This is a genomic window from Corynebacterium sp. c3Ub_189 (assembly GCF_039907195.1).
In the GTDB taxonomy this organism is placed as follows: Bacteria; Actinomycetota; Actinomycetes; order Mycobacteriales; family Mycobacteriaceae; genus Corynebacterium.
In genome coordinates, this window is record NZ_JASBOF010000022.1 from 13,449 (window position 1) to 33,172 (window position 19,724).

Annotated in this window: 21 protein-coding genes; 9 read left to right on the top strand and 12 right to left on the bottom strand. The window is 60.5% G+C overall.

Annotated features, from left to right (window positions below):
* Positions 1–24: 24 nt before the first annotated feature.
* From QKD99_RS10260 to QKD99_RS10270, 3 genes are all read right to left on the bottom strand, one after another.
* Positions 25–888, bottom strand: coding sequence for an aldo/keto reductase (locus QKD99_RS10260; RefSeq protein WP_347951383.1), 864 nt, complete (start codon positions 886–888; stop codon positions 25–27).
* 69 nt (positions 889–957) lie between these two features.
* Positions 958–1,317, bottom strand: coding sequence for an FKBP-type peptidyl-prolyl cis-trans isomerase (locus QKD99_RS10265; RefSeq protein ID WP_005323855.1), 360 nt, complete (start codon positions 1,315–1,317; stop codon positions 958–960).
* A 122-nt stretch (positions 1,318–1,439) separates the two neighbouring features.
* A complete protein-coding gene (locus QKD99_RS10270; RefSeq protein WP_284821884.1) occupies positions 1,440–2,732 on the bottom strand; it encodes a citrate synthase in 1,293 nt (430 codons plus the stop codon).
* Positions 2,733–2,892: 160 nt separating this feature from the next.
* Between QKD99_RS10270 and serC the strand changes: the two genes are divergently transcribed.
* The 3 genes from serC (at position 2,893) to QKD99_RS10285 (ending at position 5,832) form a co-directional block, all read left to right on the top strand.
* A complete protein-coding gene (gene serC / locus QKD99_RS10275) occupies positions 2,893–4,011 on the top strand; it encodes a phosphoserine transaminase (protein WP_347951384.1) in 1,119 nt (372 codons plus the stop codon).
* Between the two features lie 112 nt (positions 4,012–4,123).
* On the top strand, positions 4,124–4,999 hold the full coding sequence (sepH, locus tag QKD99_RS10280; RefSeq protein ID WP_347951385.1) for a septation protein SepH: 876 nt from the start codon (positions 4,124–4,126) through the stop codon (positions 4,997–4,999).
* 2 nt (positions 5,000–5,001) lie between these two features.
* The gene (locus QKD99_RS10285) at positions 5,002–5,832 is read left to right on the top strand and encodes a hypothetical protein (protein WP_347951386.1); all 831 of its coding nucleotides are present in this window, start codon (positions 5,002–5,004) and stop codon (positions 5,830–5,832) included.
* Here QKD99_RS10285 and QKD99_RS10290 read toward each other — a convergent pair.
* Genes QKD99_RS10290 through QKD99_RS10300 form a run of 3 tightly spaced genes read right to left on the bottom strand, consistent with a single transcriptional unit; the run spans position 5,793 to position 8,730 of the window.
* A complete protein-coding gene (locus QKD99_RS10290; RefSeq protein WP_347951387.1) occupies positions 5,793–6,599 on the bottom strand; it encodes an RNA methyltransferase in 807 nt (268 codons plus the stop codon). The genes QKD99_RS10285 and QKD99_RS10290 overlap by 40 nt on opposite strands.
* A gap of 9 nt (positions 6,600–6,608) precedes the next feature.
* Positions 6,609–8,012 (bottom strand): NCS2 family permease, encoded by a 1,404-nt coding sequence (locus tag QKD99_RS10295; RefSeq protein WP_239279174.1) that lies wholly within the window; start codon positions 8,010–8,012, stop codon positions 6,609–6,611.
* Between the two features lie 49 nt (positions 8,013–8,061).
* Positions 8,062–8,730, bottom strand: a complete 669-nt coding sequence (locus QKD99_RS10300; protein WP_284769405.1) for a DUF3027 domain-containing protein — start codon at positions 8,728–8,730, stop codon at positions 8,062–8,064.
* Positions 8,731–8,768: 38 nt separating this feature from the next.
* On the opposite strand from QKD99_RS10300, the gene QKD99_RS10305 reads away from it, so the two are divergent.
* Together QKD99_RS10305 and QKD99_RS10310 are read left to right on the top strand one after the other, a co-directional pair.
* Positions 8,769–9,533, top strand: coding sequence for a glutaminyl-peptide cyclotransferase (locus tag QKD99_RS10305; RefSeq protein WP_347951388.1), 765 nt, complete (start codon positions 8,769–8,771; stop codon positions 9,531–9,533).
* 6 nt (positions 9,534–9,539) lie between these two features.
* The gene (locus tag QKD99_RS10310) at positions 9,540–10,118 is read left to right on the top strand and encodes a DUF2771 domain-containing protein (protein ID WP_347951389.1); all 579 of its coding nucleotides are present in this window, start codon (positions 9,540–9,542) and stop codon (positions 10,116–10,118) included.
* Here the strand turns inward: QKD99_RS10310 and QKD99_RS10315 are convergent.
* Positions 10,115–10,495, bottom strand: a complete 381-nt coding sequence (locus QKD99_RS10315) for a cold shock domain-containing protein (protein WP_005323875.1) — start codon at positions 10,493–10,495, stop codon at positions 10,115–10,117. The genes QKD99_RS10310 and QKD99_RS10315 overlap by 4 nt on opposite strands.
* 321 nt (positions 10,496–10,816) lie before the next feature.
* Here QKD99_RS10315 and QKD99_RS10320 point away from each other — a divergent pair, with 321 nt between their 5' ends.
* The gene (locus QKD99_RS10320) at positions 10,817–11,446 is read left to right on the top strand and encodes a resuscitation-promoting factor Rpf1 domain-containing protein (protein ID WP_284597899.1); all 630 of its coding nucleotides are present in this window, start codon (positions 10,817–10,819) and stop codon (positions 11,444–11,446) included.
* Positions 11,447–11,531: 85 nt separating this feature from the next.
* Here the strand turns inward: QKD99_RS10320 and QKD99_RS10325 are convergent, their stop codons facing one another.
* Positions 11,532–11,717 (bottom strand): hypothetical protein, encoded by a 186-nt coding sequence (locus tag QKD99_RS10325; protein ID WP_005329460.1) that lies wholly within the window; start codon positions 11,715–11,717, stop codon positions 11,532–11,534.
* Positions 11,718–11,783: 66 nt separating this feature from the next.
* Between QKD99_RS10325 and QKD99_RS10330 the strand changes: the two genes are divergently transcribed.
* The 3 genes from QKD99_RS10330 to QKD99_RS10340 are packed head-to-tail and all read left to right on the top strand — an operon-like array spanning position 11,784 to position 16,041.
* Positions 11,784–13,799, top strand: coding sequence for a helicase-associated domain-containing protein (locus tag QKD99_RS10330; protein WP_347951390.1), 2,016 nt, complete (start codon positions 11,784–11,786; stop codon positions 13,797–13,799).
* Positions 13,796–15,421 (top strand): DNA repair helicase XPB, encoded by a 1,626-nt coding sequence (locus QKD99_RS10335; RefSeq protein WP_347951391.1) that lies wholly within the window; start codon positions 13,796–13,798, stop codon positions 15,419–15,421. Before QKD99_RS10330 ends, QKD99_RS10335 begins: the two co-directional genes overlap by 4 nt.
* Positions 15,418–16,041 carry a DUF3239 domain-containing protein gene (locus tag QKD99_RS10340; protein WP_284767280.1) on the top strand — a complete coding sequence of 208 codons (624 nt, stop codon included), beginning with the start codon at positions 15,418–15,420 and terminating at the stop codon, positions 16,039–16,041. The genes QKD99_RS10335 and QKD99_RS10340 overlap by 4 nt, the downstream gene beginning before the upstream one ends.
* On the opposite strand, the gene QKD99_RS10345 is transcribed toward QKD99_RS10340, so the two are convergent.
* The 4 genes from QKD99_RS10345 to QKD99_RS10360 form a co-directional block, all read right to left on the bottom strand.
* Positions 16,038–16,820 carry a hypothetical protein gene (locus tag QKD99_RS10345; protein ID WP_284767279.1) on the bottom strand — a complete coding sequence of 261 codons (783 nt, stop codon included), beginning with the start codon at positions 16,818–16,820 and terminating at the stop codon, positions 16,038–16,040. The two genes, QKD99_RS10340 and QKD99_RS10345, sit on opposite strands and share 4 nt — an antisense overlap.
* Before the next feature lie 47 nt (positions 16,821–16,867).
* Positions 16,868–18,115: an HNH endonuclease signature motif containing protein gene (locus tag QKD99_RS10350; protein WP_347951392.1), complete on the bottom strand. Its 1,248-nt coding sequence runs from the start codon at positions 18,113–18,115 to the stop codon at positions 16,868–16,870.
* A 183-nt stretch (positions 18,116–18,298) separates the two neighbouring features.
* Positions 18,299–19,432: a hypothetical protein gene (locus QKD99_RS10355; protein ID WP_347951393.1), complete on the bottom strand. Its 1,134-nt coding sequence runs from the start codon at positions 19,430–19,432 to the stop codon at positions 18,299–18,301.
* The gene (locus tag QKD99_RS10360; RefSeq protein ID WP_284816154.1) at positions 19,432–19,659 is read right to left on the bottom strand and encodes a tRNA 2-thiouridine-synthesizing protein; all 228 of its coding nucleotides are present in this window, start codon (positions 19,657–19,659) and stop codon (positions 19,432–19,434) included. The genes QKD99_RS10355 and QKD99_RS10360 overlap by 1 nt, the downstream gene beginning before the upstream one ends.
* Between the last annotated feature and the right edge of the window lie 65 nt (positions 19,660–19,724).

Sequence of the window (19,724 nt, forward strand, 5' to 3'; positions counted from 1 at the left end):
AGGGGGCTTAATCTGCGGTTGACGTTACTCTTCGTTGCCTGGGAATTCGCGTGGGTCATTGAACATGCGGCCAAAGCCCTCCTGGCCCTCCAGGGCGTCAATGGCGGATACTTCCTCCGCCGTGAGCTCCAGCTCGGTGGCGGCCAAGTTTTCCTTCAAGCGCTCGGTGCGCGCGGACTTCGGAATGACGGAGATGTCCTTGGACATGAGGTAGGACAGTACTACCTGTCCCTCGGTGGCCTCGTGGTCAGCAGCAGCCTGCTCGATTGCGGGGTTGTTGAGCACAACGCCACGTGCCAGCGGGGCCCATGCCTCGGTGACGATGTCATTATCGTGATGGAAGGCGCGCAGGCTGGACTGGGTAAAGCCCGGGTGGATCTCCACCTGGTTGAGCACCGGAGAAATGCCGGTGGTGGAAATGAGGTCCTTGAGCACGTCTTCGTAGAAATTGGCCACACCGGTGGACGCAATCTGACCCATACCCTGCAGGCGGGCGATAGCCTCAAAGGTCTCGTTGTACAGGCCACCCTGCGGCCACGGCCAGTGAATGAGGTACAGGTCGAGGTAGTCCAGCTGCAGATCCTTTAGCGACTGCTGGAATGCTTCTTCCACCTTGTGCTCACCCTGGTGGGAGTGCCACACCTTGGAGGTAATAAAGAGCTCATCGCGAGTGACATCGCCGGCATCCATAGCCTGCTTCAGGGCGGTGCCTACCGCCTCTTCGTTCTTGTAGAGCGTGGCGGTATCGAAGTGGCGGTAGCCCAAATCGATGGCCTCGCGGATGACGCGGATGCACTCCTCGTCATATAGCTTGTACGTACCCAAGCCCAGCTGGGGCATTTCGCGGTCATCATTGAAAGTTACGGTTGGCACAGTCATGCCCTCCATTGTGCCGCAGTTTTTTCAGCCGCGCCGAAAACGACGACACCCCAGGGCGAACCCTGGGGCTGAGCGCTTTTAGTCGGCGCGGATGAGGTCAATAATAAAGACCAAAGTGCGGCCGGACAGCGGGTGCGCACCACCTGCGGGACCGTAGGCCTTTTCCGGCGGAATGATGAGCTTGCGGCGACCGCCCACCTTCATTCCCGGAATGCCCTCTTGCCAGCCGGCGATGAGACCGGTCAGCGGGAACTCGATGGACTGGCCACGGTCCCACGAGGAATCGAATTCTTGGTTGGTCTCGTATTCAGCGCCGACGTAGTGGACTTCCACTACGGCACCAGGCTGCGCCTCAGCACCGTCGCCGACGACGATGTCTTCTACAACAAGGTCGGTCGGCGCTGGGCCAGACTGGGCTTCAATAACAGGCTTATCCATGGGGATTATTCTCCTTGGGAAATCTAGTTTGTTCGTGCGGTCGCATTAAAAACCGAACCGAGCTGCACCTATTATAGGTGCTACCACCCGATTCGGCTTAATTAGGCAGACCGCGGAGCGCTTTAACGCTCGCTACGCGGGGTGACCTTACGCAGGGACTCGCCGGTGTAAATCTGGCGCGGACGGTTGATCTTGGTGTTGATCTCCAGCTGCTCGCGGTACTGTGCAATCCAGCCCGGCAGGCGGCCGATAGCGAAGAGGACGGTAAAGAAGTCCGTCGGGAAGCCCATGGCGCGGTAGATCAGGCCGGTGTAGAAGTCCACGTTCGGGTAGAGCTTGCGGGAGACGAAGTAATCGTCATTCAACGCAATATCTTCCAGCTTCATGGCCAGATCCAGCATTGGGTCGCCGCCCAGGTGCTCGATGATCTCGTGGGCGGTGTCCTTGACGATGGCCGCGCGCGGGTCGTAGTTCTTGTACACGCGGTGGCCAAAGCCCATGAGGCGAACGCCCTTTTCCTTGTTCTTCACGCGGTTCATGAAGTCGGTAGCGTCACCATCGTGGTTGTTCTGGATATCTTCCAGCATCTCCAGAACGGCCTGGTTTGCGCCGCCGTGCAGCGGGCCGGACAGGGCGTTAATGCCGCCGGCGATGGAGACGAACATATTGGCCTGAGCGGAACCAATCATGCGCACGGTGGAGGTGGAGCAGTTCTGCTCGTGGTCAGCGTGCAGGATAAGCAGCTTATCCAGGGCCTTAGCTACAACCGGGTCAACCTCGTACTCCTCGGTGGGGTAGCCGAACATCATGCGCAGGAAGTTCTCGCGGGCGTTCAGGCTATTATCCGGGTACATATAAGGCTTGCCCTGGGAAGCGCGGTAAGCATACGCAGCCAGCATTGGAACCTTTGCCAGCAGGCGGACGGTGGCCTTATCCAGCTGCTCCGGGTCGAGCGGGTTGAGCTGATCCTGGTAGTACGCGGAAAGAATGTTAAGGGAGGAAGCCAGCACGGCCATTGGGTGCGCGTTGCGCGGGAAGATATTGAACGCGGCCTTGAAGTCCTCATCCAACAGGGTGTGGTGGCGGATTTCGCGGTTAAAGTGGCTGAGCTCCTCCTCGTTAGGCAGATGACCCTTGATCAGCAGATAGGAAACCTCGTTAAAGGAAGCGTTTTCCGCAAGGTCCGCGATATCGTAGCCGCGGTGACGCAGGATGCCCTCTTCACCGTTAATGAAGGTGATCTTGGACTCGGTGGAACCGGTGGAGGTATAACCAGGGTCGAAAGTAACGAGTCCGGTCTCGTTACGGAGCTTGGAGATGTCAAAGCCAGAGTCGCCCTCGGTGGACTGCTTGATGTCCATCTCGTACTCGCCGCCTGGGTACTGGAGCACTACCTTGTTGTCTTCAGAAGCCACGGAAGTTCCTTTCTCTATGTGAAGAGTCATTATTAAGCACTAACTTAAGGAAGTTAGCTTGATACCTCTTCACACTTTAGCAAACTTTGTGACGCCGCCTACAAGTTTCGGTCACCTAAAATAACTGCCGTTCGACCGGAACTGTTCTACACTTGCACGCATGAGCACTCCAGAACTTACGCTGCCCACCGACCTCCTGCCTGCCGACGGCCGCTTTGGCTGCGGCCCCTCCAAGGTTCGCCCCGACCAGCTTGCGGCCATTGACCCCGCGGTCATGGGCACTTCTCACCGCCAGCCGGCAGTGAAGAACCTCGTAGGTTCGGTGCGTGAAGGTTTAAGCGATCTCTTCTCCCTGCCAGAGGGATACGAGATTGTCCTTTCTCTGGGCGGCGCTACTGCCTTCTGGGATGCTGCCACCTTCGGGCTCATTGAACGCCACTCCGCCTACCTCACCTTTGGCGAGTTTTCCACTAAATTTGCCAAGGCCGCCGCGGGTGCACCCTGGCTCGATGCCCCATCCATCGTGGAGTCCCCAGTGGGCACGGCGCCCGACCCACGCAAACTCTCCGCGGAGGCGGACGTCGTCGCTTGGGCACACAATGAAACCTCCACCGGTGCGATGGCAGAAGTCACCCGCCCGCACCCCCGCAATGATCAACAGCTGGTGGTCGTGGACGCCACTTCCGGCGCGGGTGGTCTGCCCGTGCACATCTCCGATACGGATGTCTACTATTTCTCGCCGCAAAAGTGCTTTGCTTCCGACGGCGGCCTGTGGCTCGCCGCCATGTCCCCCGCCGCGCTGGAGCGGATTGAGAAAATCAACACCTCCGAGCGCTATATCCCCAACTTCCTCAACCTGCAGACAGCAGTAGATAACTCCCGCAAGAACCAGACCTATAACACCCCGGCAATCGCCACCCTGCTCATGCTGGATAACCAGGTCCAGTGGATGAATGCCAACGGCGGTCTGGACGGCATGGTTGAGCGCACTACGGAATCCTCCACCACGCTGTATAACTGGGCCGAATCCCGCCCGGAGACCACTCCCTTCGTCGCGGAGCCCGCGTCCCGCTCGCTCGTGGTGGGCACCATCGATTTCGCCGAGTCCGTCGATGCCGCAGCGCTCGCCGCCACCCTGCGCGCCAACGGCATCCTGGACCTAGAGCCGTACCGCAAGCTGGGCCGCAACCAACTGCGCATCGGCATGTTCCCAGCTATTGATCCGGCCGATATCGCCAAGCTGACCCAGTGCATCGACTACGTCTTGGATGCGAATTAACGCATCCCCCTCAACATGCCCCGCCGCCTCGCAGGCCGCGGGGCATTTTCACGTTATAGTTGAATGCATCACAGATATGTCCGCCGTCGATAGGCAAAAGGAGCGCCCTATTATGCGCGAGCTGTTCCCAGTTGACAGCGAGTCGACCGAAACCTCTTTGGTGCTGCGCACCGAAGACGGCGAAGAGTTTTTCCTCTCCATCACCGATGAGCTGCGTGAGGACCTGCGGGGCGAGCAGGAGGAAACCCCCGAAGAGGAACCGGCGGCTCCGGCCATCAGCCTGGCCAAGCCCACCAAACCGGAACCGGTGGAAGAGACAAAGATCCGCCCGGCGGAGATCCAAAACCGCATCCGCGCCGGCGCCTCTGCGGCGGAGCTGGCGGAAGAAATGGGCGTGACCGAATCTCGCATCGAGCCCTTCGCCTACCCGGTCATGCTGGAGCGCAATCGTATCGCGGAGATTGCCAAGCAAGCCCACCCGGTCCGCGAGGACGGACCGGCCAAGCTCACTCTGTGGGAGGTTCTGGCCACCGCCTTTGCCGCCCGTGGACACTCGCTCTCCGAGTCCACCTGGGATGCCTACCGCCACCAGGGCGAGGCCTGGATCGTGCGCGTGACGTGGAAGGCCGGCCTGTCCGAGAACGAAGCCGAGTGGTACTTCAAGCAGTCCATGTCCTCGCCTGCCACGGTGGAAGCGCGTAACTCGGTGGCCGCGGACCTGACGGACCCGGATTTCGTGCAGCCGGTGCGCTCGCTGACCTCGCTGGGCAGCGGCCGCTATGACGAAGCTATCGACGGCGACCAGCCCAGCAACGTCACCGACCTCACCGCGCCGACCACCCCTCCGGAAGAGCCGGAGGAAGAGGAGTTCCTGCAAAACCCCTCGCCGGAAGAAAAGCCCGCCAAGCGCCGCCGCAAGGCCGTCACCCCGCATTGGGAGGACGTGCTGCTCGGCGTTCGTTCCAATACCAAGCGCCCTAGGGACTAATCGTGGACATCTCTCACGCAGTACTCACTCTCTGGTACATCTCTCAACCCAATGCGGAAGAGGTGTTGAAAACCGAGCCCAAGGCAGACCGCGGCTTTGGGCGGAAGTTCCTCGCCCAGCTAGATCCAACTTTCCCAGTCACACCGATTGGGCAATTCCCGCTCAACCGCTCCGCGCAGACGGATCCGAACGAGTACTATATCGGCGGCTACCCCGGCATCACTGTGGTGCAAACGGTGTGTGAAGGCGACTCTGTCCTCCTCTCTCAGCTGCCGGACACGCTGCTCAACGCGGTGCCCGCCCAGCGGGTTATCGCGCTGGCAAGCAACGAGAAGGAAGGCTACGCCGGCTTTGCGCTCTGGGAGGGCGGCGAGCTCAAGCGCTGCCTCTGCGCTACCCGCGAGCACCTTTATGAAGACACCGGCTTGCCCGAACCTTTCGAGGCTCCTTATTGGGCAGGCGAAAAATACGAGCCGCTCGGCGGTATTTCCCTGCCATTCGAGCCGCTCGGCATCATGGAAGCAGCCCAGGAATACTGGCTTGGCATTGAGGTCGGGTACGAGGGCCCTGATCTCGACGTCGTGGGCTACGCGGTCGATGGCCGCCCAGAGCCGAAAATCGACCCGCCGAAGCCCAAGCGGACCGTTGGCGAGCTAGCGGCGCAATCGGCCAATAAGCTGGGGCTCAACGATTACGATGACTACGAGGACCACAACGCCGAGCCGGAATCCACCGGCGAGGAAATTATCTCCACCGCCAAGCACTTGGGTTCGCTCCTTGGCAATTGGAGTGCTCAGACGTTTAGGTCGCTCAAGGAGCGCTGGCGCTCATAAAAGGAAATGGCGGCGGCGGTCGCCACATTAAGAGAATCGGTGCCAGGGGCCATCGGTATGCGTGCGCGTATATCGGTGGCCTTCATTGCGTGTTCGGTAAGGCCGGGGCCTTCCGCGCCGACGAGCATCGCCACCTTATCTAGGCCATGCATGGCCTCGGCCAAGTGCACCGCGTGGGGGTTGGGGGTTAAGGAAATGAGGGTAAAGGAGGCGTCGGCAAGCGCCTGCAAGGAACGCTGCCAGGTAGTAAACCCGCCTTCTAAATGGGCAAAGGGCAAGCGCAGCACGTGCCCCATGGACACGCGCACCGAGCGCCGGTAGAGCGGATCCGCGGCACCGGAGCCCAGCAGCACCGCATCCACGCCCATGCCGGCGGCATGGCGGAAGATGGCGCCGATATTTTCATGATCGCCCACGCCCTCGAGCACGGCGATGGTCTTGGCGGATTCCACGATCTCGCTCACCTCCGGCTCCGGGGCGCGGTCCGCGGCAGCGACCAGCCCGCGGTGCATATCGAAGCCGGCTACCTCCGCTAGGGTCTCGCGAGAGACCTCGTAGATGGGGCACTCGGGTTCGCCATACTCGGAAATATAGGCCTCCACCTTCTTGGGAAAGCCCACGAGGCAGCGCATGGGGAACCGGGACTCGGCCAGCCGGGAGACCACCAGCGGGCCCTCAGCAATGACGAGACCCTCGCCAGACTTATCGGATTTGTTGAGGTTCCGAATATCGTCCAGGCGAGGGTCTGTGGGGTCAGTAATCAGCATGCCCTTAGGCTAGCCGATGGCATTGGAAATCGGATCCATGCCAAAGAAAATCACGAAGAGGCCAGCCAAGAGCCACATGATCCAGTGCACGTCCTTGGCCTTGCCGGCGAAGGTGGACATGAGCGCGAAGGAGATGAAGCCCACGCCGATGCCGTTGGCAATGGAATAGGTAAACGGCATGGTCACGATGGTCAGGAAGGCGGGGATGGCGATCTCCATCTTGGTCCAGCGGATCTCGGTCAGCTGCGCGGCCATCATCACGCCGACGATGACCAGCACCGGGGAGGCCGCCTCGATGGGCACGATTTCATACAGCGGCGTCAAGAACATCGCGGCGAGGAACAGCACACCGGTCATGAGGTTGGCCAGGCCGGTGCGGGCGCCATCGGCAATGCCGGCGGAGGAATCCGCAAAGACGGTATTGGAAGAAGCAGAGCCCAGGCCGCCGGCCACGGCGCCGAAGCCTTCAACGACGAGGGCCTTCTTCATATCGGGGAGGTTGCCGTCGGCGTCGACAAGCTTGCCTTGCTTGCCCAGGCCGGTCATGGTGCCCATCGCATCAAAGAAGTTGGTCAGCAACAGGGTAAAAATCAGCAGCACCGTGGAGACCACGCCGATCTTGGTAAACGCGCCCACCAGGTTCACATCGCCCACGATGGACAGATCCGGAATGCCGCCGAGCGCCTCCGGCTTCACCGGCGCGGCCATGCCCCAATCCTCGGAGCCGGTCAACGCCTGGATAATAAACGCGATGATGGTGGTCAGCACGATGGCGATGAAGAGCCCGCCCGGCACGTTCCGAATGACCATGAAGGAACAAATAATGAGGCCGATGACAAAAACCAGCGCCGGCCAGGTAGAAATCGAACCATTGATGCCCAGCCCCACCGGTACGGTGGTATTCGCAGCGTCCGGCACGCGGGTGACAAAGCCACCATCCACGAGGCCAATCATGGCGATGAACATGCCGATGCCCACGCCCATCGCCGCCTTCATGGACTGCGGGATGGCGTCAAAGACGGCGGTGCGGAAACCAGAAATGGCCAGCAGGACGATGATGATGCCCTCAATGACCACCAGGCCCATGGATTCTTGCCAGGTCAGCCCGCTGGTGGCGACCATGCTCACGCCCACGAAGGTATTCATACCCAAGCCTGCGGCCATGGCAAAGGGGTACTTGGCAATCGCGCCGAAAAGGATGGACATGACGCCGGCGACCAGCGCGGTGGCGGCGGCGACCTGTGGCACGCCTAGCGCGTAGCCTTCCGCGTCCTCGGTAGTACCGAGGATGAGCGGGTTCAAGAGGATGATATAGGCCATGGCGAAGAACGAGACCGTTCCCGCGCGTAGCTCGGTTCCGATGGAGGAACCACGTTCAGAGATATGGAAGTAGCGATCGAGAGTGGCTTTCAACGCCTGCGCCTTTCACGTACAGCGAGTCTTACGCCATAAGTGTGCTGCCTTAATCCTCGATTTCAAAATCCTGGAAGATGGGCTTTTCATCATCGAAGGCCACTTCCGGGGTCTTTTCTTCCCGCACGCGCGTCTGCGAATGTGCACCGCAGCCATAGCGCGAGTGCACCACCCGGCCGTCCGCCGAGTACTCATTGGCACAGACGCCGTAGTTGTCCATCAGCTGCACATAAAACGCACAGGTGCGGCACTGCAGGCGCGCCTTGGCCGCCATATCCGTATTTGGGCCGAACTCGGTGCGCCAACGCTTCTTGGCGTCTTCCAAGCCGGACGTGGATAGGTTATCCCCGTCCAGGCGGGAATCATCCACGGCCGGTGGCATCAGGTCTCCGGGTCCAAGGTCGCCGGGCCGCACGCGGTCCTCATAGGGCACCCATTCCGGCGGCTGCAGGGCCTCCCCGCCCGGCACCAACGCCACCTCATTGACGGTGACGTAGCGCGATCCCTCCGCGCAGGCGAGCACCGCCTGCCATTCCCAGCCGGGGTAGCCAGGCATCTCTGCTTCGAATCGGTGGGTAGCAACGTTTCGGCCCATCCCGGCGACGCCGATATGCTTGCCGACGCCCCCTTCCCCCACCTCATCCAGCGCCTCGCGCGCGATGCGCACGGCGCGAGAATCGATCAACGGATTTGCTTTTCGCTTACTCACGCCCCTCATTATTCATTATGGAGCGCACCCGGTGGTACATATGGTGCATGTCGTTTCTTTCCCGCGCCGCCTGCATTCTCCTCCCCTGCACGCTCGTTGCCTGTTCCTCTACCCCAGCTGAACCCGAAGTAGAACACCTCTCCGTCGAGGTCCTCGGCACCGCTTCCTTGCCGCCCAATTCCTTTACTCAGGGCCTCGAAACCGATCCGGACGGCAACCTGCTCTTGGGCACCGGCCAGTGGGGCGAATCCCGCTTGGAGCGCTTCTCCCCCGAAACCGGCGAAACCTTGGCCGAAACACGCCTGGATAGCAGCTACTTTGGCGAGGGCATCACCCAAGCCGGCGATTCCATCTGGCAGCTGACCTGGAAGTCCGGCCAAGCCCTGAAATACGACCACGACCTGCGCCAAGTAGATACCGCCACCTACTCGGGCGAGGGCTGGGGCCTGTGCAATACCGGCGAGGATCTCCTCATGTCCGATGGCTCCGCGACCCTGCGGCACATGGACCCAGAGACCTTCGCGCAGCGCTCCACTACCGACGTCACCCTAGAGGGAAAGCCCCTCGAAGACATCAATGAACTCGAGTGCGTGGGCGATGAGGTCTACGCCAATGTGTGGATGGATGACAATATCTACCGCATCGATCCCTCCACCGGTCGCGTGACCGCCATAATCTCCACCGACGCGATTGATAAGTCCCGCTATACCGACCCCGATGATGTCCTCAACGGCATCGCACACATCACAGACGATGAGTTCTGGCTTACCGGCAAGCGGTGGGAAGAACTCTTCCACGTTCGAGTAAGGTAAAGGCCCATGGCAACCCGTAAGGAAGCAAGGAAAAAGTCGCTGCTGCAGATCTTGGCCCTCATCGTGGTCGTGGCGGTCATCGTCGCCGCCGTAGTGATCTTCCAAAACTGGTGGAACCAGCGCCCGGGTCCCGATCCCCGCGACATCACGGTCACCGCCTCCGTGGGCGATAAGTCCATCGACGTCGCCCCGTACATTGCATGCGAGCCCGGCTCCGAGTGTCCGGAAGGCGAGGTTCCGAACCTCACCGTGGGCGATGATGACACCCTCAAGCTCGATATTCCCGAAGAAATCTCCGACCACGAGTGGAAGATTCTTTCCATCTACGATGACCCCGCCGCCAACGATGAGACCGCGCACGGCGCAAACGAGACCACCGAGGTATCGATCCCCGGCTCGGTAGAACCCATCAAGGCCTCTACCGGCAAGCGCCCCCGACTCAAGGTGGTGGAGATTTCCTCCATGATGATCGGCACCGATGACAACGGCGACGAAACCCCCTTGGCCACCGTGTGGTCACTGACCACGATGACCGATAAAGAACGAGAAGCCTCCGCGGAGGAATCCACGAAGGCTTCTAATTAGCTATCCAAATCCTTCGCGATTGCGCGGAGGATTTCTGCTACCTGGCGCCCAGTCTTGCGCTCCGGGTAGCGGCCGGAATTGAGCACCGGCTGAATCTGCGACTCCAGCAATGTCATCACGTCAGAGACCATGCTGCCGAGCTCTTCCGGCTTGCGGGCCGGCGTGCGGCGGCGCGGCTTATCCAATACCTTGACCCGCAGCGCCTGCGGACCGCGGCGCCCGGCCGCGAAATCGAAGTCGATGCGCTGGCCGGGGAACAGTTCCTCTACTCCCTTGGGCAGCACGTTGCGGCCAACATAAACGTCTTCATCGCCCGGGTTGCTGACGAAACCGAAACCTTTCTCGGCGTCATACCACTTCACTTTGCCAATAGGCATAGGTACCCACCTCTTCTCTAGGGGAAAATCTTTATTTTAGCCGCCTGGTCAAAACAACAGAAGTCGCGCACTCTGCCGCGACACACCCGCGTTACATGACACAGATCACAGATTATTGCTCACCTGCAAAAACATCCCCTCACCCACCACATTTGTCCCATTTCTTTCCCATTTATTGCCCATAACGTGACACTTTCGTTATAAACCGCTACGCTGTCCTCCAGACACTTAAGAGCCGTTAAGAAAGTTGCCCTCGCCCGCCCTTTCTTTTTGGTACATATTCTTTGCACTTAATGCGGGCACACAGAGAGGACTAACTACATGGGACGCCACTCCGCTAAGAACCGTATGGCCGCTAAGTTCACCGCCGGCACCGTCGCCTTCGGCGCCGCCGCTGCCATCATGGCACCGACCGCATCCGCTGCCCCAGATTCCGACTGGGACCGTCTGGCACAGTGCGAGGCAGGCGGCAACTGGCACATCAACACCGGCAACGGTTACCACGGCGGACTGCAGTTCAACCCGCAGACCTGGCAGGCCAATGGTGGCGGCCAGTTCGCTGCTACCGCTGACCAGGCAACTCGCGAGCAGCAGATTGTCGTCGCTGAGCGCGTGCTTGCTTCCCAGGGCTGGGGCGCATGGCCGGCTTGCTCCGCCTCCCTTGGCCTGAACTCCGCTCCGACCCAGCGCACCGCTCCGTCCGCTGCCCCTAAGGCTCCGGCCCAAGCACCGGCTCCGGTCAAGCAGGCTGCCGCTCAGAAGTCCGACGAGCTGGCTGTTGATGCTCTGTACAACACCATCAAGAATGCCGCTAACTCCTACGGCCTGGCACTGCCTGCGCAGTTCACCGAGCTGTACAAGGCTAACCGCCACGACTTCAACAACTTCTACTCTGCCAACCGCAACGTCATCGACCCGATTGCGCAGATGATTGAGAACATCACTCGCTAATACATAGCGATAAAGGGCCCATTGCAATAGCAATGGGCCCTTTTTGTATGAAAGAAAAATCCCCGCACCAAGGCGGGGACATACTCTAGCGATTGATGCGAGTATAAGGGTGAACGTAGTTCAGCTTCTCTGCCGGCATCGGCAAGATCAGATCATCGCCGTAGGGGCTGGACGCACCAGCAAAAGGCGCAGAGATTTCCGTGATTGCGTGCTCGCGATTTTCGTTCTTCGGCCAAGCCGGGGAAACGTGACCCTTCTTCTGATTCGACATAGCCCTTATTATTTCAAACCTTGCGCAAAAACGTAACTCAAACGATAACTAAACTGGGGTGACATCATGACTCAGTCTTCCCACCTCCCGCATTTCCGCACGTGGCTCGCCTCCCTTGAGGAAGAAGAGCTCGCCATCATCCTCCGCAACCGGCCGGATGTACTCAATCCGCTACCCCCGAGCATCGCCGCGCTCGCTACCCGCCTGCTCCTGCGCACCTCCATCGCTCGGGCTTTAATGAACTGCACTGCACGGCAGCTTGCGGAAATTGAAGATATCGCGCGCCGCGGAGGAGAACTCGAAGAGGTAGAAGACCTTAATCCGGATATCACCCGCCAGCTCAAGGAGCGCGGCCTGGCCTATGGCAACATCCTCATCCCTCCCGAGGTCATGCCTGCCCTTCCCACGGGCTGGTCCCTCCTCGACCAGGTCCAGGTCAGTCCGGAGGACATCGCCGAGCTACCGGACGAAGAACGGAAGGTCCTCGAGACCTTATCGCGCTCGAATGGCCTCGGCACCACGCGAGATGCGGCCATTGATGCGGATCCGGGCCGGCCGATTCCGCGGCTCATCGCCAAGCAGCTGCTCCAGCGCGTGGACGCCACCACCGTCCGCCTGCCGCGCGCCGTACACCTGGCGCTCAACGGCAAAACCACCGCACCGATCCCGGTGGAGGGAATCACCGAATCCCCCGGCCCGGATTCCAAGGCCGATGATGCCGGTACCGCAGCCGGCCTTTCCGCCGTGCGCGGCATGCAGCGCGTCATTGACGCCCTAGGCGCACGGCCGATAGAACTGCTCAAGGACAAGACCGTGGGCGTTCGCCAACTCACCAACCTGAGCAAAGCCCTCACCATCGATGAGGAGGAGCTACGCCGCCTCATCGGCCTGGGCATGACCGCCCGCCTGCTCAGCCGCGGCGAGCCGAAAAACTTCGAGGGCAACTTCCTCGCGCCAACGGAGTTCGCCCAGGCTTGGCTCGATGCGAGCCTCGCCGAAAAATGGCAGCGTCTACTCGAGGCCTGGACTGCTTCCCCATGGACAAAGGAAGGCCGCACGCTAGCGCACACCAATGACCGGCTGCCGGAATTTAGACAGAAGGTCCTGCAGGTCTACCTGCGCGGCGCGAAACCCAGCTTCGAAGAGTCTCTGCGCTTCCACTTTCCGCTCTTTGCCACGCATACCTCGGACGAGACCATCGCCGAACTCCGCACGGAAGCCGAGTGGATCGGCGCGATCGCCCTTGAGCGCCCCACCAGCGTGCTTATCGACGCCCCCGACGCCGCCACCCGCCTCACCCCCGACACGGTCGATTACTTCCTCATCCAAGCAGATATGACCGTCTTGGTTCCCGGCCCGCTCGATCCGGAGACCCACCAGCGGCTCGAAGCAGTCGCCGACCTCGAGTCCCCCGGCCTGGCCAGTGTCTACCGCATCTCGGATGCGTCCCTACGCCGCGGGCTCGATCGTGGCATGACTGGGGAGGAAATCCAGGCCTTCTTCGCCGCCCACGGGGAGGTGCCGCAGACACTGGAGTTCCACATCGGGGACGTCGCCAAGCGCCATGGCACTCTGCGCTCCGGCCCGGCGCTGTCCTACCTGCGCAGCGAGGACCCGGCACTCCTCCAGATTGCGCTCAAGGCGGCGCCCTTGCGCCTACTCGCGCCCACCGTCGCGGTATCCCAATTGCCGGTGCACGACTTGCTGGAGCGCCTGCGCGAGCACGGACTCTCTCCAGCGGCCGAGGACGAAAGCGGCGCCAGCCTCACCGTCGCGCCCGAACCGGCTACCCTGCCGACCCCGACTGCCCGCCGAGCTACTGCCTCCCCGGACATCGCGAAGGCCATGCGCACCCTGCGCGACGACGCCGCCCCTACTACTCCCAGCCTCGACATAGTCCACGCCGCCGCGCGCACTGCCCGGCCGATCACCATCGGCTATGCGGATAAGAACGGCAACGAAAAGAAACGCACCGTCACCCCGCTGACCGTGGCGGGAGGGCAAATCGACGCTCGCGCGGCCGATGGCTCTACCATCCGGTTTCCCTTGCACCGAATCACCTCCGTTACGCTGGAGCCATGAATGGACCATTGATTGTGCAGTCGGATAAGACCGTCCTGCTCGAGGTGGAACACGCCCAGGCCGCCGAGGCCCGCGCCGCGCTCGCTCCTTTTGCGGAGCTGGAGCGCGCCCCCGAGCACGTGCACACCTACCGCATCACCCCGCTCGCGTTGTGGAATGCCCGCGCGGCCGGGCACGACGCCGAGCAGGTCGTCGACGTCCTGGAAAACTACTCCCGCTTCCCAGTCCCCCAAGCCCTGCTTGTCGACGTCGCCGAAACCATGTCCCGCTACGGCCGCGTCCGCCTCCACGCTCACCCGGCCCACGGCCTCATCCTCGAGTCCGATGAGCCGCCCATCCTGGAAGAACTCTCCCGTGGCGCTACCGGAAAACTCCTCGGCGCTCGCATCGACGAACATTCCATCGCCGTCCCTCCCTCCGAGCGCGGCCGCCTTAAGCAAGCCCTCCTCAAGGCCGGTTGGCCGGCCGAGGATCTCGCCGGCTACGTCGATGGCGAGTCCCATCCCATCGCCCTCAATCACGACGGCTGGCAGCTACGCGACTACCAGCAGTACGCCACCGAGGCCTTCTGGTCCGGCGGTTCCGGCGTCGTCGTATTACCGTGCGGCGCTGGAAAAACCATCGTCGGCGCGGCTGCGATGGCCAAGGCGGAATCCACCACGCTCATCCTGGTTACCAATACCGTCGCCGGCCGCCAATGGCGCGACGAGCTCCTGCGCCGCACCACCCTGACCGAAAACGAAATAGGCGAATACTCCGGCGAAAAGAAGGAAATCAAGCCCATCACCATCGCCACCTACCAGGTGGTCACCCGCAAAACCAAGGGCGAATACCGCGCCCTCGAGCTCTTCGATTCCCGCGACTGGGGCCTCATCATCTACGACGAGGTCCATCTCCTTCCCGCCCCGGTGTTCCGCATGACGTCGGACCTTCAATCGCGGCGTCGGCTAGGGCTTACCGCTACCCTCGTGCGCGAGGACGGCCGCGAGGGCGACGTCTTCTCCCTCATCGGCCCCAAGCGCTACGACGCCCCGTGGAAAGAACTCGAAATGGCCGGCTATATCGCCACCGCCGAATGCATCGAGGTCCGCGTGGATATGGACGCCGAGGAACGCATGCTGTATGCCACCGCCCAGCCTCGCGACCGCTACCGCATCGCCGCCCAAGCCGCCGCCAAGCTCCATGCGGTGGACAAGATCCTGGCCCGGCACCCACAGCAGGCGCTCATCATCGGCGGTTACGTTGACCAGCTCAAGGAGCTCGGCGCGCATCTCGACGCCCCCGTTATCGACGGCTCCACCTCCACCGCCAAGCGCGAGCGCCTCTTCCAACAATTCCGCGACGGCACACTTCCTGTTCTCGTGGTGTCCAAGGTGGCCAATTTCTCCATCGACCTTCCCGAGGCAGCCCTAGCCATCCAGGTCTCCGGCACCTTCGGCTCCCGCCAAGAAGAGGCCCAACGCCTCGGCCGACTGCTGCGCCCCAAGGAAGAGGAAGCCCTCTTCTATTCGCTGGTCACCCGCGATAGCCTCGATGCGGACTACGCCGTGCACCGCCAGCGTTTCCTCGCCGAGCAGGGATATGCCTACCGGCTTATCGACGCACTAGACTTGGAACAATGAAAATCTTCAAGTTCGACGTAGACGAGTCCTTTGCCAAGGCCAATAACGAGCTCTTGCGCGATTCCAACCGCCTTCGCATCTCCGGCCTCGTGCTGGGCATCCTGCTCATCATCGGCGGCGCGGCCATCTGGTGGGGATTTTCCTGGGGCATTACCATCGGCCTCGGCATGATCCTTTTCGGAATCATGGTGGCCATCGTCGGCTTCGCCGCCGCCCGTAAAGTCGGCACCGCCCAGCAACTCTATGACTCCTATCCCCTCGCTCCGGCTGTCATCGCTGAGGTTAACGAGCGCGACATGGTCCTGCTCGCCCTAGTCAACACCAACGTGGATCCTTCCCTGCCTCCCCGCTGGGCTGCATGCTTGCGCACCGTGACCGCCATCCCCGGCACTCAACGCACGGTAGGCACCAAGGTTCCCGTCGCCGCTGTGTCCGGCCGCGCGGACAACAACCACTGGCAGCAAATCACCCCTATGCCCATCGCGTGGGGTACCCCAGACGCCGAAACCGTCACCATTGCCCGGAAAGCCATCCCCCAAGATCAGTGGCAGCGTCTCGAGCGCGCCCGCAAGCGCCTTTCCGACGTAAAAGCTACGAAGTTCGACCTCCTAGTTCTCTAGGGCTCCACAAACCTTTCTGGATAAAGCATTACTTCTAGGAGCGGGTCCGGCCACTTGTTGAGAACTATCTGGGCGACCTCTTCCTCCCTTTCGGGGAAATGATCCCTCGCTAGTTCCACCCAGAATTGCCCGCAGGACCGCGCCTGCCAATCTGGATCAGATTCGGTTCCACGCTTCGCGTACTCCCACGCAGCGTCATACTCACCGATTTCTTCTAAGGCTTTAGCTGCCTCTTCGAAATAAACCGCGTAGCTACCCTCAGCCAGGTGTGTACGAATGATTGCTTCGACGTCTTGATCTAAAACCGCAAAGCGCTTCTCCATATACTTGCGGCGGATAACATCTGCGTTTTCCGCCCAAGCGCGCACCCGAGCCAGGCCGTCTTCTCCGAGGACCGTTGAATATGCAACAGGGTCAAGATCGAAATAATCAACCCCGTTGCTCTCATGGAAATCAATGAACCACTCGGCCAGCTCCATTGGCGCAGGCTTGGCGCGCTGTGCGCTCTTAGCATGGAGCTCGATAAGCTCTTCAACAACCTCACTTAACATGCCAAGTGAGTCATCCGCATTGGCTATCACATCTACGGCAATCTCCAGCGCTTCTTGCACAACGGAGAATACTTGGGCTGGATCCTCCGAAGGGTCCTCCACGGCAAAATCGAGCACGCCAATTCCATTTTGCATTTTCAGTGCACGTCTAGCTGCCCGGTCCTCATCAAGAAAGGATCGGGTCCTACTCTGAAAAAATGGCAAGGCGATGGCAGCCAGTGAGCTCATCAGTTCGGCCTCCTCGGTAGGCTGTCAGCCCATTCTAACGGCGTCCGCTAATCTTCGGAGGTCTTCCTTTCTGTTCGTTGTTGTTGGTGTGTGAGGTATTGGGCCCAGGTGTGGTTCCAGTGGGTGTGGTGTGTAGCTAGTGGTCCGGTGGGGTGGTCTAGTTGGTAGGTGCCGTCTCGGTGTAGCCAAGCGATGGTGCCGGTGATGGGGTCGAGGATGTAGTGGATTCTGCGGTCGGTTTTGATGTTGTGGTGGTGTTGGCAGAGGTTGACTAGATTATCTGGGCTGGTTGGCCCGCCGAGGTGGTATTCGATGCGGTGGTCGAGTTGGCAGCGGGTGGCGGGGACGGTGCAGCCGGGCCAGCGGCAGGTAGCGTCTCTGCCTTGGGTGTAGGCGCGGATGTCGGTGCTGGGGGTGTAGGAGTCTGCCTCGTCGGCTAAGAGTCGGCGGATGAAGGTGTTGTCTGTGGGTGCATGGTCGAGGTTTATCCATCCGGCACCGGGGTGAAAGACGAGGTTGGTGTCAGGGTTGGTGGTAAACGTGTTGATGGCAACACTGGTGTGGGTGTCTTCGAGGATGAGGTCGATGAGTGCTTGTGCTGCGGTGGTGGTGGTCTGGTTGGTGTAGGCGTCGATGTGGCGGGCGATGATGGTGGCGGTGGCACTATCGCAGGTCAAAGATAGTGTGGTGGTGTTATCGGGGTTGTAGTTGATGCGCAGTCGTGGTTCGGGTTGTTGTTCTTTGTCTTCGGGGCGCAGGTGGGTGTCGATGAAGGTGCGGATGAAGCGGCGCAGATCCGCGTCGGTGGGGACGGTTTGGTTGGGTGTGGTGGGGGTGAGGAAGTCTGCGAGTGCGGCGTCGATGGCTTCAAGATGCTCTGGGTTATCTTCAAGCCTGTTGAGTTCGCGATCGATGATGCGCAGTTTGATCAGGTCGAGTATCCAGTGCTGGCCTTGGACTTCGGTGACTAGGGGTAGTTGGCGCATGCGGAAGTGGGCGCGCAGGAAGCCTAGGAGTTTGTTGTAGGAGATGCCGAGGTCTTTGGCGAGGCTGGTGAGGCTCAGATCGACGTCGTCGTCTAGTTGGGGGAGGATGGCGCGGTAGAGGAACCAGGAGGTTTTGCGTGTGTAGGTGCCGGCTTTGCCGATGTGGTTGCCGGGTGCGTTGGTGGTGTAGAACGCTTCCGGCACATCACCATCGTCTAGGTGATCGATGTCGGGGTGGTCACCTATGAGGAGGGTGTCTGGGTAGTCGAGGGTGGTATCTGGTTCGGGTGGGCTTAGTGTGGCAGTCATGGACGGGGCACTCCAGCAGAGAAGAACAAGATTCGTATGTATTTTCTAACAAGCACCTTTATAGTATCCCGGCTGGTGGACATGTGTCCCCTGTGGGGGTGTTTATGTTCGAATAGGATACCCTAAATCCGCAGGGATCCCCAGAGTCGCACCACAACCAGCGACGGGGGTAAAAGCAAAGGTTTAGGGTTGGGCGGCGTCGGCAAGCTGGTTGCGAATTTCAGGGCAGTCAGCAAACTTCCGCTGTAGGCAACCTAAGAAGTCGTCAAATGAAGCCGGGTCAGCTGCTTTCTGAACTTTCCCGAGCAACTCATACGCTTGGTCGCGACCATAGACATCTTGTGTTTCCAGCTTGTCCTCAATGAGTTGCATGAGAACGGGAACGGTCTGGTCCGGCAGGTGCGGAAGAAGTAGTTCTGCCACATTGCGTTGGAGCCCGGCGTCCGAGGCTGTCGCCCATGCTCGTTGCGGATCGCGTAAGCACTGATACTGAAACATTGCAAGATCCCAGGGCTTATCGCGCAACCGAGCCTCGATGTGCTCCACTGCGCTATCCCCCACCGCCGCAAAAAGACCTTTCGCTGTCGAAAGCCGTGGAAACGCGTCGAAAACTCGCTCATTGACGTAAGGGCTGCGGTGAGGAAAGTGGACGTCGGTAATCGCGGCCCAACCACCAGCAATATTGAACGTTTCCTCAGCGGGGAGGATTCGCATCGCTTCTTCCGAGTACGTGTAAGCAAGGTCGAACCGTCCGATCTCCGAAAGCCCGCTAATGAGCTGCTCGTATCCGTCCGTGTGGGTACGAAATACCTCCTCGACAGAACCGGAAAGCACCGCTAACCGACGACCGACATACTCACCCTGCGCACGCTCGCGCAGCTCTTTGATGCCTGCAGGTCCTAAAGCCTCCGCGTACTGTACGGGGTCGATATCAACCTGCTCCGCATACGGCGATTCAAGAACGCCCAAAAGCCACTCGACTAAGCGCAGCCCGTCGACCTGGGCCAATCGGGCGGCCTGAGGTAGTTCCTGGGCCAAGCGTTCCGCGCTCCAGATCACGGACCCAAATGGATCATTAGCCAGCGGCAACTGTAGCAGAACCTCTTCTAGCGCCCGTTGCGCGACCGGGAAGACATCGTAAGGCTCTATTGACTTGACGCCTTGGCTGGTCAGGTGTTGAGGCTCATCAATTGCCACATTCAAAAGCACACCGGCCTGCCACACCTGGTCGGCGTACGCCCGTGAATCGTCAGGGTCAGTCAGATTCAAACCGGAGGGGTTTACAAGGGTGTTGGTTGCTTCGTCGAGCGTCTGCACTACTTCTGGCATTCCTTTAGATCCGCGAGAAACTCCTTAAGCGTTTCCGTGAGCTCCCATGTTTGGTTACGCTCCTCCTCAAACATGCGGTCAACGAGGAAATCCACGCCGACCAAATCATCCGGATGCAAGCTATCCAAATAAGCCAGGAGCTTATCGACGCCTTCGAGTCCAAGAATTCCTTGCTCGACCTGGTCCGCCACATAAGAAATTTGCTTTTGGTCCATGGTGAGGAGAATAGCAAAACGTGAAAAAGAAGGAGGCGGTGGTGTACCGTCTCCTTCTCATTAGA